Annotated in this window: 11 protein-coding genes; all 11 read left to right on the top strand. The window is 67.5% G+C overall.

Annotation, left to right across the window (positions count from 1 at the left end):
• The first annotated feature begins 23 nt into the window (after nucleotides 1–23).
• Nucleotides 24–890 carry an LLM class F420-dependent oxidoreductase gene (locus tag ACPCHZ_RS13900; protein ID WP_423485241.1) on the top strand — a complete coding sequence of 289 codons (867 nt, stop codon included), beginning with the start codon at nucleotides 24–26 and terminating at the stop codon, nucleotides 888–890.
• A gap of 305 nt (nucleotides 891–1,195) precedes the next feature.
• Nucleotides 1,196–1,726 carry a 50S ribosomal protein L10 gene (gene rplJ, locus ACPCHZ_RS13895; protein WP_264011667.1) on the top strand — a complete coding sequence of 177 codons (531 nt, stop codon included), beginning with the start codon at nucleotides 1,196–1,198 and terminating at the stop codon, nucleotides 1,724–1,726.
• 44 nt (nucleotides 1,727–1,770) lie between these two features.
• Nucleotides 1,771–2,157: a 50S ribosomal protein L7/L12 gene (gene rplL / locus ACPCHZ_RS13890; RefSeq protein WP_264011666.1), complete on the top strand. Its 387-nt coding sequence runs from the start codon at nucleotides 1,771–1,773 to the stop codon at nucleotides 2,155–2,157.
• A 228-nt stretch (nucleotides 2,158–2,385) separates the two neighbouring features.
• The gene (locus ACPCHZ_RS13885; protein WP_364972862.1) at nucleotides 2,386–3,468 is read left to right on the top strand and encodes an ABC transporter ATP-binding protein; all 1,083 of its coding nucleotides are present in this window, start codon (nucleotides 2,386–2,388) and stop codon (nucleotides 3,466–3,468) included.
• A 500-nt stretch (nucleotides 3,469–3,968) separates the two neighbouring features.
• On the top strand, nucleotides 3,969–7,478 hold the full coding sequence (locus ACPCHZ_RS13880; RefSeq protein ID WP_423485240.1) for a DNA-directed RNA polymerase subunit beta: 3,510 nt from the start codon (nucleotides 3,969–3,971) through the stop codon (nucleotides 7,476–7,478).
• A gap of 44 nt (nucleotides 7,479–7,522) precedes the next feature.
• Nucleotides 7,523–11,473: a DNA-directed RNA polymerase subunit beta' gene (locus ACPCHZ_RS13875; RefSeq protein ID WP_364972854.1), complete on the top strand. Its 3,951-nt coding sequence runs from the start codon at nucleotides 7,523–7,525 to the stop codon at nucleotides 11,471–11,473.
• Between the two features lie 91 nt (nucleotides 11,474–11,564).
• Complete coding sequence (locus ACPCHZ_RS13870) at nucleotides 11,565–12,314, top strand: alpha/beta fold hydrolase (RefSeq protein ID WP_423485239.1); 750 nt, start codon at nucleotides 11,565–11,567, stop codon at nucleotides 12,312–12,314.
• Nucleotides 12,315–12,361: 47 nt separating this feature from the next.
• Entirely contained in the window at nucleotides 12,362–13,114 is a 753-nt protein-coding gene (locus ACPCHZ_RS13865; protein WP_423485238.1) for a deoxyribonuclease IV, read from the top strand.
• Nucleotides 13,115–13,210: 96 nt separating this feature from the next.
• On the top strand, nucleotides 13,211–14,290 hold the full coding sequence (locus ACPCHZ_RS13860; protein ID WP_423485237.1) for a phosphatase PAP2 family protein: 1,080 nt from the start codon (nucleotides 13,211–13,213) through the stop codon (nucleotides 14,288–14,290).
• Between the two features lie 76 nt (nucleotides 14,291–14,366).
• The gene (locus ACPCHZ_RS13855; RefSeq protein ID WP_423485236.1) at nucleotides 14,367–14,825 is read left to right on the top strand and encodes a peptidoglycan-binding domain-containing protein; all 459 of its coding nucleotides are present in this window, start codon (nucleotides 14,367–14,369) and stop codon (nucleotides 14,823–14,825) included.
• Between the two features lie 4 nt (nucleotides 14,826–14,829).
• Nucleotides 14,830–15,984: a hypothetical protein gene (locus ACPCHZ_RS13850; protein WP_423485235.1), complete on the top strand. Its 1,155-nt coding sequence runs from the start codon at nucleotides 14,830–14,832 to the stop codon at nucleotides 15,982–15,984.
• Nucleotides 15,985–16,007: the final 23 nt, after the last annotated feature.

Genomic DNA, 16,007 nt, shown 5'->3' with positions numbered 1-16,007 from the left:
GAGGCGGCGGCGAAAGGGCTCACATGCGTGTCGGAGTGGTGTTTCCCCAGACGGAACTGGGCGGGGACGTCGGCGCGGTGCGCGCCTACGGTCAAGCGGTCGAGGAACTCGGCTACAGACACCTGCTGGTGTACGACCACGTGGTAGGCGCCGATCCCGCCGTGCACACCGACTGGAACGGCCCGTACGACATCGACACCACGTTCCACGAACCCTTCGTGATGTTCGGGTTCCTGGCCGGCGTCGCGCCCGCCCTGGAACTCGTCACCGGCGTGATCATCGTTGCGCAGCGGCAGACCGCGCTCGTCGCCAAGCAGGCCGCCGAGGTCGACCTCCTGACGCAGGGGAAGTTCCGGCTCGGCGTCGGCATCGGCTGGAACGCCGTCGAGTACGAGGCCCTCGGCGAGGACTTCGGAAACCGCGGCAAGCGTTCCGAGGAGCAGATCGAGCTGATGCGCCGGCTGTGGACGGAACGCAGCGTCACGTTCGACGGCCGACACCACCGGGTGACGGGCGCCGGGCTGGCGCCACTGCCGGTGCAGCAACCGATCCCGGTGTGGATCGGAACGGCGTCCGAGCGCGGCTACGAACGGGCCGGCCGTATCGCGGACGGCTGGTTCCCGATGGTCGCGCCGGGGCCGCGACTCGACGAGGCGCTCGGCATCGTCGTCGACGCCGCCATCGCGGCCGGCCGCGACCCCTCGACGATCGGGATGGAGGGACGGGTCAACTGGACCGGCGACGCCGACAGGGCCGGCGCGCAGTTGGCGGCCTGGGCCGAGGCGGGCGCCAGCCATCTGTCGGTGAACACCATGGGCGCCGGCCTGCGCACCGTCGACGACCACCTGGCGGTGCTGGCCGAATTCGCGACGCTGCACGCCCCGGCCTGAGGCACCCGCCACCGGTCCGGGCGCTCGCCGAGGGAGCGGAGACGGCGTTTTGGCTGATCGGCGGGCGGCGCGCTATTCTTGGCGGCGTTCCACCGAAGACCGTCGGTCACCGAGCAATCGGTTGAAGGTCCGGACGGATCTGTTGATCTCGCGCAAGCGGTTCATCAGACCCCCGGCGGCCCACGCAGGAGGACGAGGCACCAGTACTTTCTGCGCCCCGACCTGTCTGCGTCGGGGCGTTCGTCGTTTCCGGCCCTCCGGCGGTATGCGGGTGAACACCCGACACCCACCACAAGGAGGCATGCATGGCCAAGGCTGAGAAGGCCACGGCGGTTGCCGACATCGCCGAGCAGTTCAAGGAGGCGACGGCCACCGTCGTCACCGAGTACCGCGGCCTCACGGTGGCCCACCTCGCCGAGCTGCGTCGCTCGCTCGGGGAGTCCGCCACCTACACCGTCGCGAAGAACACCCTGGTCAAGCGCGCCGCGAGCGAAGCCGGCGTCGCCGGTCTCGACGAGCTGTTCGCCGGGCCGACGGCGATCGCGTTCGTCAAGGGCGAACCGGTCGATGCCGCCAAGGCGATCAAGAACTTCGCCAAGGATCACAAGGCGTTGGTCATCAAGGGCGGCTACATGGAAGGCCGCGCGCTTTCCGTCGACGAGGTCAACCGCATCGCGGACCTCGAGTCGCGCGAGGTGCTGCTGGCCAAGCTGGCCGGCGCGATGAAGGGCAACCTCGCCAAGGCCGCCGGCCTGTTCAATGCGCCCGCATCGCAGGTCGCCCGGCTCGCCGCAGCACTACAAGAGAAGAAAGCGGCCGAAGAGTCCGCCGCCTGACCACCAACCCCACCAGCCAGTAAAGAAATCAGGAAGGAACCACCATGGCCAAGCTCTCCACCGACGAGTTGCTCGACGCGTTCAAGGAAATGACGCTGCTGGAGCTCTCGGAGTTCGTCAAGCAGTTCGAAGAGACCTTCGAGGTCACCGCGGCCGCGCCGGTCGCCGTCGCCGCCGCCGGTGGCGCTGCCGCCCCGGCCGAGGCCGCCGAGGAGCAGTCGGAGTTCGACGTCATCCTCGAGGGTGCCGGCGAGAAGAAGATCGGCGTCATCAAGGTCGTCCGCGAGATCGTGTCCGGCCTGGGCCTCAAGGAGGCCAAGGATCTGGTCGACAGCGCTCCCAAGCCGCTGCTCGAGAAGGTCACCAAGGAGGCCGCCGAGGAAGCCAAGGGCAAGCTCGAGGCCGCCGGCGCTTCGGTCACCGTCAAGTAAGACCGTTTCGTCTGTGGGGCCGTCCCGATTTTCGGGGCGGCCCCGCAGTCGTTTCCACGGCCGGTTGACCCGCCGGTGCGAACTCCGCGAATGTCGCCGGGAGGGCGTTGTCGGTGCCGGTAACTGTGCGGATACAAACGCGGTAGGCTGCTCCGGCGTGCGCTACAGTGACTCAAGCCACAGGCGGGGAGCGCGTGGCGATGACTAGGTCTGGCGGAAGGATCGCAGGTGGGCATTGGCATTCAGGTTGAGGGACTGACGAAGTCCTTCGGGCCCCAGCGAATCTGGGAGGACGTCACGTTCGACCTCCCGCCCGGTGAGGTGAGCGTGCTGCTCGGCCCGTCGGGTACCGGTAAGTCGGTGTTCCTGAAGTCGCTGATCGGGCTGCTGCGGCCCGAGCGCGGCCGGATCATCGTCGACGGCACGAACATCATCGAGTGCACCTCCAAGGAGCTCTACGAGATCCGCACGCTGTTCGGCGTGATGTTCCAGGACGGCGCGCTCTTCGGCTCGATGAGCCTCTACGACAACACCGCTTTCCCGCTTCGTGAGCACACGAAGAAGAAGGAGAGCGAGATCCGCAACATCGTCATGGAGAAGCTGGAGCTCGTCGGCCTGGCCGGCGACGAGACCAAGTTCCCCGGCGAGATCTCCGGTGGTATGCGCAAGCGCGCCGGGCTGGCCCGCTCGCTGGTGCTCGACCCGCAGATCATCCTGTGCGACGAGCCGGACTCCGGTCTGGACCCGGTGCGTACGGCCTACCTGAGCCAGTTGCTGATCGACATCAACGCCCAGATCGACTGCACGATCCTGATCGTGACGCACAACATCAACATCGCCCGCACGGTGCCCGACAACATCGGCATGCTGTTCCGCCGCAAGCTGGTCATGTTCGGCCCGCGTGAGGTGTTGCTGACCAGCGACGAGCCGGTGGTGCGTCAGTTCCTCAACGGTCGTCGCCTCGGCCCGATCGGCATGTCGGAGGAGAAGGACGAGTCGACGATGGCCGAGGAGCAGGCCATGGTCGACGCCGGTCACCACGACGGTGGTGTCGAGGAGATCGTCGGCGTCCCGCCGCAGGTGTCCGCCACCCCGGGTATGCCCGAGCGCAAGGCCGTCGGCCGGCGTCAGGCCCGCGTGCGCGAGATCATGGGTTCGCTGCCCGAGGCCGCGCAGGAGGCCATCCGCGAGGATCTCGAGGGCACGAACCAGGGCCGGAGCGAGTTCGGCGACGAACCGACGTCGCGCCATCACCGGAGCCACGAGGACGACGCCCCGACCGCCTCCATCCCGGTCGCCCGGGAGCGCTAGAACCTGTTTCACGCAGTCGCCGCGCGGTCCGTCGGACCGCGCGGCGATTGCATTGTGCGGACATCGTCGACCCGCCGGGGCCGGCGTCGCCCGCCGGTTGCTGCTCACCACCGGATTCGACGCAGGAAACGGCGTGTGAACCCTTGACGGAACGGCCCCGACGGGCCAATGTGTTGGGCAGCATGTTGTACGGGTCGAGGACGCCAGCCAGCGCCCAGCCAGCCCCAGCGTGCGACGGATATGGGCTTGTTGAGGAATGCGCCGTCCTGCGCTATTGTTGGACGTTGCGCTGGCTGCATCCTGCCCACCTCACCTGCACCTGACACCCGCCTGGCCTGAGCCCCGTTTAGCTCAGTGATCTAGTCGCGTGCCCTGCGTCGGAGAGTGCCCTTCAGGGGCACGGACAGGCTGAAGTCAGCCGGACCAACGCAGATATCGCGGCCAACAGAACCGGCACACCGGCTCTCGGGCGTCGCATGAGGTGCTGGAAGGAATGCATCTTGGCAGTCTCTAGCCAGAGCAAGTCAGCAGAAGCTATCACCAATAACTCCGTTCCCGGAGCCCCAAACCGCATTTCCTTCGCCAAGCTCCGCGAGCCTCTCGAGGTTCCGGGGCTGCTCGACGTGCAGACGGACTCCTTCGAATGGCTCATCGGGTCCGACCGGTGGCGGGAGACCGCCAAGGCGCGTGGCGACGCCAATCCGTCCGGCGGCCTCGAAGAGGTGCTGACCGAACTCTCACCGATCGAGGACTTCTCCGGCTCCATGTCGCTGTCGTTCTCCGACCCGCGCTTCGACGAGGTCAAGGCGCCGGTCGACGAGTGCAAAGACAAGGACATGACGTACGCGGCCCCGCTGTTCGTCACGGCCGAGTTCATCAACAACAACACCGGCGAGATCAAGAGCCAGACGGTGTTCATGGGTGACTTCCCGATGATGACGGAGAAGGGCACCTTCATCATCAACGGCACCGAGCGTGTCGTGGTGAGCCAGCTGGTCCGCTCGCCGGGTGTGTACTTCGACGACACCATCGACAAGTCCACCGAGAAGACGCTGCACAGCGTCAAGGTGATCCCCGGCCGCGGCGCGTGGCTGGAGTTCGACGTCGACAAGCGCGACACCGTCGGTGTCCGCATCGACCGCAAGCGCCGTCAGCCCGTCACCGTGCTGCTCAAGGCACTGGGCTGGACCAACGAGCAGATCACCGAGCGGTTCGGCTTCAGCGAGATCATGATGAGCACGCTGGAGAAGGACAACACCGCAGGCACCGACGAGGCGCTGCTCGACATCTACCGGAAGCTGCGCCCGGGCGAGCCGCCCACCAAGGAGTCCGCGCAGACCCTGCTGGAGAACCTGTTCTTCAAGGAGAAGCGCTACGACCTGGCCCGCGTCGGCCGCTACAAGGTCAACAAGAAGCTCGGCATCACGGCGAATCCGAGTGCGCCGTCGTCGACGACGCTGACCGAAGAAGACGTCGTCGCGACCATCGAGTACCTGGTCCGGCTGCACGAGGGCCAGACCACGATGACGGTGCCCGGTGGCGTCGAGGTGCCCGTCGAGGTCGACGACATCGACCACTTCGGCAACCGCCGGCTGCGCACCGTGGGCGAGCTGATCCAGAACCAGATCCGGGTCGGCCTGTCCCGCATGGAGCGTGTCGTCCGCGAGCGGATGACCACGCAGGACGTCGAGGCGATCACGCCGCAGACCCTGATCAACATCCGCCCGGTCGTGGCGGCGATCAAGGAGTTCTTCGGAACGTCGCAGCTGTCGCAGTTCATGGACCAGAACAACCCGCTGTCGGGTCTGACCCACAAGCGCCGCCTTTCGGCGCTGGGCCCGGGTGGTCTGTCCCGTGAGCGCGCCGGCCTCGAGGTCCGCGACGTGCACTCCAGCCACTACGGCCGGATGTGCCCGATCGAGACTCCTGAGGGTCCGAACATCGGCCTGATCGGTTCGCTGTCGGTGTACGCGCGGGTCAACCCGTTCGGCTTCATCGAGACGCCGTACCGCAAGGTCTCCGACGGTGTGGTCACCGACCAGATCGACTACCTGACCGCCGACGAGGAGGACCGCCACGTCGTGGCGCAGGCCAACTCGCCGACCGACGACGGCGGCCGCTTCACCGAGGAGCGCGTCCTGGTCCGCCGGAAGGGCGGCGAGGTCGAGTTCGTCTCGGCGACCGAGGTCGACTACATGGACGTCTCGCCGCGCCAGATGGTGTCGGTGGCCACGGCCATGATCCCTTTCCTCGAGCACGACGACGCCAACCGTGCCCTGATGGGTGCCAACATGCAGCGCCAGGCGGTTCCGCTGGTGCGCAGCGAGGCACCGCTGGTGGGCACCGGTATGGAGTTGCGTGCCGCCATCGATGCCGGCGACGTGGTCGTCAGCGAGAAGGCGGGCGTGGTCGAGGAGGTGTCGGCCGACTACATCACCGTGATGGCGGACGACGGCAGCCGCAAGACCTACCGGATGCGCAAGTTCGCGCGGTCCAACCACGGCACGTGCGCCAACCAGCGTCCGATCGTGGACGCCGGGCAGCGGGTCGAGTCCGGCCAGGTGGTCGCCGACGGTCCCTGCACCCAGAACGGTGAGATGGCGCTGGGCAAGAACCTGCTCGTCGCCGTCATGCCGTGGGAGGGCCACAACTACGAGGACGCGATCATCCTCTCGAACCGTCTGGTCGAAGAGGACGTGCTCACCTCGATTCACATCGAAGAGCACGAGATCGATGCCCGCGACACCAAGCTGGGCGCCGAGGAGATCACCCGGGACATCCCGAACGTCTCCGACGAGGTGCTGGCCGATCTCGACGAGCGCGGCATCGTCCGCATCGGCGCCGAGGTCCGTGACGGCGACATCCTGGTCGGCAAGGTCACGCCGAAGGGCGAGACCGAGCTGACCCCGGAGGAGCGGCTGCTCCGCGCGATCTTCGGTGAGAAGGCGCGCGAGGTCCGCGACACGTCGCTCAAGGTGCCGCACGGTGAGTCCGGCAAGGTCATCGGTATCCGCGTGTTCTCGCGCGAGGACGACGACGAGCTGCCCGCTGGCGTCAACGAGCTGGTCCGCGTCTACGTGGCCCAGAAGCGCAAGATCTCCGACGGCGACAAGCTCGCCGGACGCCACGGCAACAAGGGCGTCATCGGCAAGATCCTGCCGATCGAGGACATGCCGTTCCTCCCGGACGGCACGCCGGTCGACATCATCCTGAACACGCACGGTGTGCCGCGACGGATGAACATCGGCCAGATCCTCGAGACGCACCTGGGCTGGGTCGCCAAGGCGGGCTGGAACATCCAGGTCGCCGACGGCTCCGGCGGCACGGTGCCGGACTGGGCGAGCAAGCTGCCCGAGGAGCTGCGCTCGGCTCCCGCGGACAGCATCGTCGCCACCCCGGTGTTCGACGGTGCCCGCGAGAACGAGCTCGAGGGTCTGCTGGCCTCGACGCTACCCAACCGGGACGGCGACGTGATGGTCGACGGACAGGGCAAGGCCGTGCTGTACGACGGCCGCAGCGGCGAGCCGTTCCCGTATCCGGTCACGGTCGGCTACATGTACATCCTCAAGCTGCACCACCTCGTGGACGACAAGATCCACGCCCGTTCCACCGGTCCGTACTCGATGATCACCCAGCAGCCGCTGGGTGGTAAGGCGCAGTTCGGTGGGCAGCGGTTCGGCGAGATGGAGTGCTGGGCCATGCAGGCCTACGGCGCGGCGTACACGCTGCAGGAGCTCTTGACCATCAAGTCCGACGACACCGTCGGCCGGGTCAAGGTCTACGAGGCGATCGTCAAGGGCGAGAACATCCCCGAGCCGGGCATTCCGGAGTCGTTCAAGGTGCTTCTCAAGGAACTGCAGTCGCTGTGCCTCAACGTCGAGGTGCTCTCCAGCGAGGGCACTGCGATCGAGATGCGCGACAGCGACGACGAGGATCTGGAACGCGCTGCGGCGAATCTGGGAATCAACTTGTCGCGCAACGAATCCGCCTCCGTCGAGGATCTCGCTTAACAGCTGGTCATTTTTTCTAGTCCCGAAAGGGGAAAGGGAGTTACGTGCTAGACGTCAACTTCTTCGATGAGCTCCGCATCGGCCTTGCCACCGCCGACGACATCCGTCAGTGGTCCTACGGCGAGGTCAAGAAGCCGGAGACCATCAACTACCGCACGCTGAAGCCTGAAAAGGACGGCCTGTTCTGCGAGAAGATCTTCGGACCTACTCGCGACTGGGAGTGCTACTGCGGTAAGTACAAGCGCGTCCGCTTCAAGGGCATCATCTGTGAGCGGTGCGGTGTCGAGGTGACCCGTGCCAAGGTGCGCCGCGAGCGGATGGGCCACATCGAGCTGGCCGCACCGGTCACGCACATCTGGTACTTCAAGGGCGTTCCGTCGCGCTTGGGCTACCTGCTGGACCTGGCCCCGAAGGATCTCGAGAAGATCATCTACTTCGCGGCCTACGTCATCACCGCGGTGGACACCGAGATGCGCCACAACGAGCTCTCGACGCTCGAGGCCGAGATGGTCGTCGAGAAGAAGTCCGTCGAGGATCAGCGTGACGCCGACCTGGAGGCCCGGGCGCAGAAGCTCGAAGCCGACCTGGCCGAGTTGGAGAAGGAAGGTGCCAAGTCCGACGTGCGCCGCAAGGTGCGCGACGGCGGCGAGCGCGAGATGCGTCAGCTGCGTGACCGGGCCCAGCGTGAGCTGGACCGGCTCGACGAGATCTGGACCACCTTCACCAAGCTGGCGCCCAAGCAGCTGATCGTCGACGAGAACCTCTACCGCGAGATCGTCGACCGCTACGGCGAGTACTTCCAGGGCGCCATGGGTGCGGAGTCGATCAAGAAGCTCATCGAGAACTTCGACATCGACGCCGAGGCCGACTCGCTGCGCGACACCATCAAGAACGGCAAGGGGCAGAAGAAGCTTCGCGCCCTCAAGAGGCTCAAGGTGGTGGCGGCGTTCCAGTCCAACCGGAACTCGCCGCTGGGCATGGTGCTCGACGCCGTCCCGGTGATCCCGCCGGAGCTGCGCCCGATGGTGCAGCTCGACGGTGGCCGCTTCGCCACCTCGGACCTCAACGACCTGTACCGCCGCGTGATCAACCGCAACAACCGGTTGAAGCGACTGATCGACCTCGGCGCCCCCGAGATCATCGTCAACAACGAGAAGCGGATGCTCCAGGAGTCGGTGGACGCGCTGTTCGACAACGGTCGGCGTGGCCGCCCGGTCACCGGGCCCGGCAACCGTCCGCTCAAGTCGCTGTCCGATCTGCTCAAGGGCAAGCAGGGCCGGTTCCGTCAGAACCTGCTCGGCAAGCGCGTCGACTACTCGGGCCGTTCGGTCATCGTGGTCGGCCCGCAGCTCAAGCTGCACCAGTGCGGTCTGCCGAAGCTGATGGCACTCGAGCTGTTCAAGCCGTTCGTGATGAAGCGTCTGGTCGACCTGAACCACGCGCAGAACATCAAGAGCGCCAAGCGGATGGTCGAGCGTCAGCGTCCCCAGGTGTGGGATGTCCTCGAAGAGGTCATCGGCGAGCACCCGGTGCTGCTGAACCGCGCACCGACGCTGCACCGCCTCGGTATCCAGGCCTTCGAGCCGCAGCTGGTGGAGGGCAAGGCCATCCAGCTGCACCCGCTGGTCTGTGAGGCGTTCAACGCCGACTTCGACGGCGACCAGATGGCCGTGCACCTTCCGCTGTCGGCGGAGGCGCAGGCCGAGGCCCGCATCCTGATGCTGTCCTCGAACAACATCCTGTCGCCGGCGTCGGGACGGCCGCTGGCCATGCCGCGTCTGGACATGGTGACCGGTCTGTACTTCCTGACCACCGAGATCCCCGGCGACACCGGCGAATACGTCGCGGCCGCCAAGGATCAGCCGGAGTTCGGTGTGTACAGCTCGCCGGCCGAGGCCATCATGGCGCTCGACCGCGGCGCGCTTAGCGTGCGGGCCAAGATCCGCGTCCGGCTGACGCAGCAGCGTCCGGCGGCCGAGGTCGAGGCCGAGCTGTTCGGCGACGCCGGGTGGAAGCCCGGTGACGCCTGGACGGCGGAGACCACGCTGGGCCGGGTGCTGTTCAACGAGCTGCTGCCGCTTGGCTATCCGTTCGTCAACGAGCAGATGCACAAGAAGGTCCAGGCCCGCATCGTCAACGATCTGGCCGAGCGCTACCCGATGATCGTGGTCGCGCAGACCGTCGACAAGCTCAAGGACGCCGGCTTCTACTGGGCCACCCGTTCGGGTGTCACCGTGTCGATGGCCGACGTGCTGGTCCCGCCGCAGAAGGCCGAGATCCTCGACCGGTACGAGAAGGAAGCCGACGGGATCGAGAAGAAGTACCAGCGCGGTGCGCTCAACCCCGAGGAGCGGCGCGAATCGCTGGTGCGCATCTGGCAGGAGGCCACCGACGAGGTGGGTAAGGCGCTGGAGGAGCACTATCCAGACGACAACCCCATCACGCTGCTGCCCAAGTCGGGTGCCACCGGCAACATGACGCAGGTGCGCAACCTGGCCGGCATGAAGGGTCTGGTGACCAACCCGAAGGGTGAGTTCATCCCGCGGCCGATCAAGTCCTCGTTCCGCGAGGGCCTGACGGTGCTGGAGTACTTCATCAACACCCACGGCGCCCGTAAGGGTCTGGCGGACACCGCTCTTCGTACCGCCGACTCGGGTTACCTGACCCGTCGTCTGGTGGACGTCAGCCAGGACGTCATCGTGCGTGAGGAGGACTGCGGCACGGAGCGTGGCATCAACGTCACGATCGCCGAGCGGCTGGCCGACGGCTCGCTGGTGCGCGACGCGCACGTCGAGACCAGTGCCTTCGCACGGACGCTGGCCACCGACGCGGTCGACGAGAACGGCAACGTGGTCGTCGAGCGTGGGCACGATCTGGGCGATCCGGCGATCGACGCGCTGCTCGCGGCGGGCATCACCGACGTCAAGGTCCGCTCCGTGCTGACCTGTGGCACCGGTACCGGCGTGTGTGCGACCTGCTACGGCCGCTCCATGGCCACCGGCAAGCTGGTGGACATCGGCGAGGCCGTCGGCATCGTGGCCGCGCAGTCCATCGGTGAGCCCGGCACGCAGCTGACGATGCGCACGTTCCACCAGGGTGGTGTCGGTGGCGACATCACCGGTGGTCTGCCGCGTGTCCAGGAGCTGTTCGAGGCCCGCGTGCCGCGCAACAAGGCGCCGATCGCGGACGTCACCGGCCGGGTGCAGCTCGAGGAGACCGACAAGTTCTACAAGATCACGGTCGTGCCGGACGACGGCAGCGAGGAAGTGGTCTACGAGAAGTTGCCGCGTCGCCAGCGCCTGCGGGTGTTCAAGCACGAGGACGGCTCCGAGCGTCCGCTGTCCGACGGCGACCACGTCGAGGTCGGCCAGCAGCTGATGGAGGGTTCGGCCGATCCGCACGAGGTGCTTCGTGTCGAAGGCCCGCGTGCGGTGCAGGTCCACCTCGTCAACGAGGTGCAGGAGGTGTACCGCGCACAGGGTGTGTCGATCCACGACAAGCACATCGAGGTGATCGTCCGCCAGATGCTGCGTCGCGTGACCATCATCGACTCGGGAGCCACGGAGTTCCTGCCCGGTTCGCTCACCGAGCGTGCCGAGTTCGAGTCGGCGAACCGTCGGGTCGTGGCCGAGGGTGCTGAGCCCGCGGCAGGCCGTCCGGTGCTGATGGGCATCACGAAGGCATCGCTGGCCACGGACTCGTGGCTGTCGGCGGCGTCGTTCCAGGAGACCACCCGCGTGCTGACCGATGCGGCGATCAACTGCCGCAGCGACAAGCTGCAGGGTCTGAAGGAGAACGTGATCATCGGCAAGTTGATCCCGGCGGGTACCGGCATCAACCGGTACCGCAACATCCAGGTTCAGCCGACCGAGGAGGCGCGGGCTGCCGCGTACACGATCCCGTCCTACGAGGATCAGTATTACAGCCCGGACTTCGGCCAGGCCACCGGCGCCGCGGTGCCGCTGGACGATTACGGATACAGCGACTACCGCTAGTTCCACACGGAGAAGCCCCCGCCATCGGCGGGGGCTTTTTCGTGTGCGTGTCCGGCCCCGGATCGGCAGCGACGCGGTGACACTCGACGGTATGCGGACCACGTCGCGCGGATTCGGGATCCACTACACCGTGACCGGCGACGGGCCGCCGATGATGCTCGTGGCGGGGACGATGATGGCCGCCCGGCACTGGGCGGACACCGGTTACGTCGACGCGTTGGCAGGCAGCCGGCGGGTGATCAACGTCGACCCGCTGGGACACGGCGGCAGCGACTGGCCACACGATCCCGACGCCTACCGAGCGGACGGCGTGACCGCGGATCTGGTCGCGGTGCTCGACGCCGAAGGCATTGAGCGGGCCACGGTCTGGGGTTATTCGCGCGGCGGCTGGCTGGCCTGCAGCATGGCGAGCCGCCATCCCCGGCGGGTGGAGCAGCTGGTGGTCGGCGGCTTCGCGATGCACGCCTACCGCGACGAGGTCACCCGCACGCTGACCCCGCTGGCGGAGAACCTGCGCGTGGGCGACTGGGCCGCGGTGTGGCGGGCCTTCGGGGTGTCCGACACCGCCTTCGCGGCGATGATGGAGGCGGACAACGACCCGCAGGCGGTCGCCGCGGCGGTCACGGGATCGATGGCGCCCACCCGCTACGTCGACCCCGCATCGGTCACCTGTCCGGCGATCTACTACGTCGGGTCGCGGGACTGGATCGTGCCGCACGTGCGCGCCGACGTCGCGGCGCTGGGCGCGACGCTCGACGAGATCCCGGGGCAGACGCACCTGAGCGCGTTCTACGGCGCGGCGGAGCAGGTGCTGTCGGCGGTGACGGCACGGCTGGGCTAGGTCCCGCCGCCGCGGGAGCGTCGGACCCCGCGCCTAGACTGGCCTCCGTGCTTATCGGTTCTCATGTCCACGGTGACGATCCGCTCGCAGACGCTCAGGCTGACGGCGCCGACGCTGTGCAGTTCTTCCTCGGCAATCCGCAGAGCTGGAAGAAGCCGAAGCCGCGCGAGGATGCCGACGTGCTCAAGGCGTCGACCATTCCGCTGTACGTGCACGCGCCGTACCTGATCAACGTGGCATCGGCGAACAACCGGGTGCGGATCCCGTCCCGCAAGATCCTGCAGGACACCTGCGACGCGGCCGCCGAGATCAACGCGACCGCGGTCATCGTGCACGGCGGCCATGCCGACGACAACGACATGGAGGCGGGCTTCGAGCGCTGGGCCAAGGCGCTGGACTACCTCGAGACCGATGTCGCGGTGTACCTGGAGAACACCGCGGGCGGCGACCACGCGATGGCCCGCCACTTCGACACCATCGCCCGGCTGTGGGACCGGATCGGCGACAAGGGCATCGGCTTCTGCCTCGACACCTGCCACGCCTGGGCCGCCGGCGAGGCCCTGATCGACGCCGTCGACCGGATCAAGGCCATCACCGGACACATCGACCTGGTGCACTGCAACGACTCGCGCGACGCCGCGGGCTCCGGCGCCGACCGGCACGCCAACTTCGGCACCGGCCAGATCGACCCGCAACTGCTGGCCGCGGTGGTCAAGGCCGCCGATGCGCCGGTGATCTGCGAGACCTCCGACGAGGGCCGCAAGGACGACATCGCGTTCCTGCGCGAACACGTCGGCTGAATCACACTTCGGTGAGCGAACCCGTCTCGAACGCCGGGTGGCGCGAAGGTTAACTAGGCTGTCGCCGGGAATCCGACCGGCGTCAGAAAGGCCTATGTGACCGCGACCGACCAGTCGTCGATTGCGCTGACGCACGTCGACGACGACTCCGCCGACACGCGCGTGCGGCGACTCCGGTTCCTGCGGCGGACCGCGATCGCCGCATGGGCCGCCGTCGTGGTGTACCGCACGGCCACCGACGGACTGGCGTTCAACCGGGAACTGCTGCTGCTCTACATCGCCACCGGTCTGCTCGCGGCGAGCATCGGCCAGGGCAGGAAGATGCTCTACGTCCTGCGCGACTGGCTGCCGTTCGCGCTGCTGTTGCTCGCCTACGACCTCAGCCGCGGCGCGGCCACCCTGATCGGCCGCCCCACACTCTGGCACTGGCAGGCCGACATGGACCGCTGGCTGTTCTTCGGGACGATGCCGACGGTGTGGCTGCAGGAGCGGCTCAAACTGCCGCAGCCGCCCTGGTGGGAGGTGGTCATCAGCAGCGTCTACATGTCGTTCTTCATCCTGCCGTACGTCGTGGCAGGGGCGCTGTGGCTGCGCAACCGCGACGAGTGGAAGGGCTTCGTCCGGCTGTTCGTCGGACTCAACGTGGCGGCGCTGGTCATCTACGCGCTGCTTCCCGCCGCACCGCCGTGGGCGGCCGCCAGGTGCACGGCGACCGATGTGGAAGGCGGCCCGTCCGGCCCGCGGTGCATGTTCCGGTCCGCCCGCGGTGTGCCCGACGGCGGCGTCCTCGGTGCGATGCAGGACAGCCAGGACGGCGCCAACCAGTGGGTCGAACGCATCGTCGGACGCGGCTGGGGGAAGCTGAATCTGCATTCGGCCACCGCGCTTCTCGACCAGGGACAGGCCAGCGTCAACCTCGTGGCGGCGATCCCGTCACTGCACGCGGGCATGTCCGCGGCGCTCGCCTACTTCCTGTGGCGTCGCGTTCACCGCGCGTGGCGGCCCGTGCTGGTGGCCTATCCGCTCATCATGGCGTTCACGCTGGTGTACACCGCCGAGCACTACGTGGTGGACATCCTGCTCGGCTGGCTGTTCGCGGCGCTGATCGTCGTCGGCCTGAACCGGTATGACGCGCGGCGGGCCGCACGCGAGATGAATTCGTCGCCGAAGGGGTAGCCGACTACCCGCGATCATCTGCCGCGCCGAAAATACGCTCCCTGCATACGGTTCGACACCACAGGGGGAGCACATCATGACCATCACGGCGACAGTTCTGCGCATCGGCGACCGGGGCGAAGACGTCCGGCAGATGCAGGCGCGATTCAACCGCGATTACCCGGCGTATTCGAAGCTCTCGACGGACGGCGACTTCGGCCCGAAGACCGAGGCTGTGGTGCGCGAGTTCGAGCGCCGGTCCGGGCTGGACGACGACGGCGTCGCCGGCCCCGAGGTGCTGATCCGGCTGGGCCTCACCCTGCGCAACGGCGAGGACAAGACGTGCGGCGACGGGCTGTTCGTCAGCCCGAGCACCTCGTGTGAATTCGCCGCCAATGTGCGGGCGGCGTGGTTCAGTGCGCCGTTCGTCGAAGGCGAGATCCAGGCCTTCAGCCCGGTGACGCACCAGACGTACACCATGGCGTGTGTGCAGTCCCGCGACGGCGTCATCACCTGCCGCGGCGGAAACAACGCCGTCGTCTCGTTCCTGCCGTGACGCGATGACCGCCATCTCGAGTCTGCCGATCCCGGCGCCGGACATCGCGGTGCTGAGGCCGGTGGGCGGCCCGGTCCGGGTCAGCTGGCGTGAGGGCACGCTGACCCGGGCCTACGAACTCGAGACGCTGTGCGACTGGATGATGCTGAACTCCGCGGGGCCGGTCGAAGGACTGCTCGCCGAGGCCATCAAGTGCCATCTGCGCGCGGCGCGCGACGCCGCGGAGGGCAAACCACCGGACGACGGCAAGCGGTGGCGGCCGCGCCGCAACGGCCCCTTGCTCGAGCGGGCGATGAGCAACCTCGACGCGGCGGAGGCGCAGTTGCTCAACCTCGCGCCGGCGAGCTACGTCGCCGGCCAGATGCCATCGCTGCTGCGGCACGTGCAACGCCATCTCCGGTCGACCGACCCGGGGCGTCGGGAGGTCGAGCGGATCGCCGGGCAATTGAGCGCCGCGCGTGCCGACGGCGGGAAGGACCGGCCCGAGCCGTTCAGCGAGGACCGCAACAAGATCGTCACCACGGTCCGGGCGGCCAGCTCCGAGGCGCTGCGAGAAGATCTGCGGCTGCGCAGTTTCCGCAACATCGTGGTCGTCACGACGGTGCTGTTGACGCTGCTGGCGATCGGGGTGGCGGTCATCGGGGTCTTCGCCCAGAACCTGATCCCGCTGTGCTTCTCGCCCGAGGAGACCAATGAGGTCACGGTGGTGTGTCCCACCAATCAGTCGCCACCGTTCACCGCGCAGAAGCCCGGTGTGCCCAACGGCGAGGACATCGACGTCATGGTGGCGAGAACCACCACCCGCTGGGATCTGATCGTCGTCGAACTCATCGGTCTGACGGCCGCCGCGATCGCGTCCGCGGCCGCGATCAGCCGGGTGAAGGGCTCGTCCGAGCGGTACGGCATCCCGGTGGCGCTGGCGGCGCTCAAGCTGCCGACCGGCGCGCTGACCGCGTTCCTCGGCCTGCTGCTGATGCGCGGGCAGTTCGTGCCGGGACTCAACGCACTCGACACGTCCGCGCAGATCCTGGCGTGGGGGCTGGTGTTCGGTTACGCCCAGCAGATCTTCACCCGGCTCATCGACCAGCAGGGCCAGTCGGTGCTCAACAGTGTGCGGTCGGCCGACCAGCCCGCGAAGGCGCAGGGTCGCGGCACCTGAGTCTGTTACGACTATTGTGCGAC

Origin of the sequence: Mycobacterium sp. NPDC050041 (assembly GCF_049541695.1) — a bacterium.
Taxonomy (GTDB): Bacteria; Actinomycetota; Actinomycetes; order Mycobacteriales; family Mycobacteriaceae; genus Mycobacterium.
Note: the sequence above shows the minus strand (reverse complement) of the source record. Positions and strands in the feature narration are given on the sequence as shown.

Coding starts and splice junctions, on each gene's coding strand:
- rplJ (WP_264011667.1), top strand. CDS start 1,196: ATGGCCAAGGCTGAGAAGGCCACGGCGGTTGCCGACATCGCCGAGCAG.
- ACPCHZ_RS13850 (WP_423485235.1), top strand. CDS start 14,830: ATGACCGCCATCTCGAGTCTGCCGATCCCGGCGCCGGACATCGCGGTG.
- ACPCHZ_RS13900 (WP_423485241.1), top strand. CDS start 24: ATGCGTGTCGGAGTGGTGTTTCCCCAGACGGAACTGGGCGGGGACGTC.
- rplL (WP_264011666.1), top strand. CDS start 1,771: ATGGCCAAGCTCTCCACCGACGAGTTGCTCGACGCGTTCAAGGAAATG.
- ACPCHZ_RS13855 (WP_423485236.1), top strand. CDS start 14,367: ATGACCATCACGGCGACAGTTCTGCGCATCGGCGACCGGGGCGAAGAC.
- ACPCHZ_RS13870 (WP_423485239.1), top strand. CDS start 11,565: ATGCGGACCACGTCGCGCGGATTCGGGATCCACTACACCGTGACCGGC.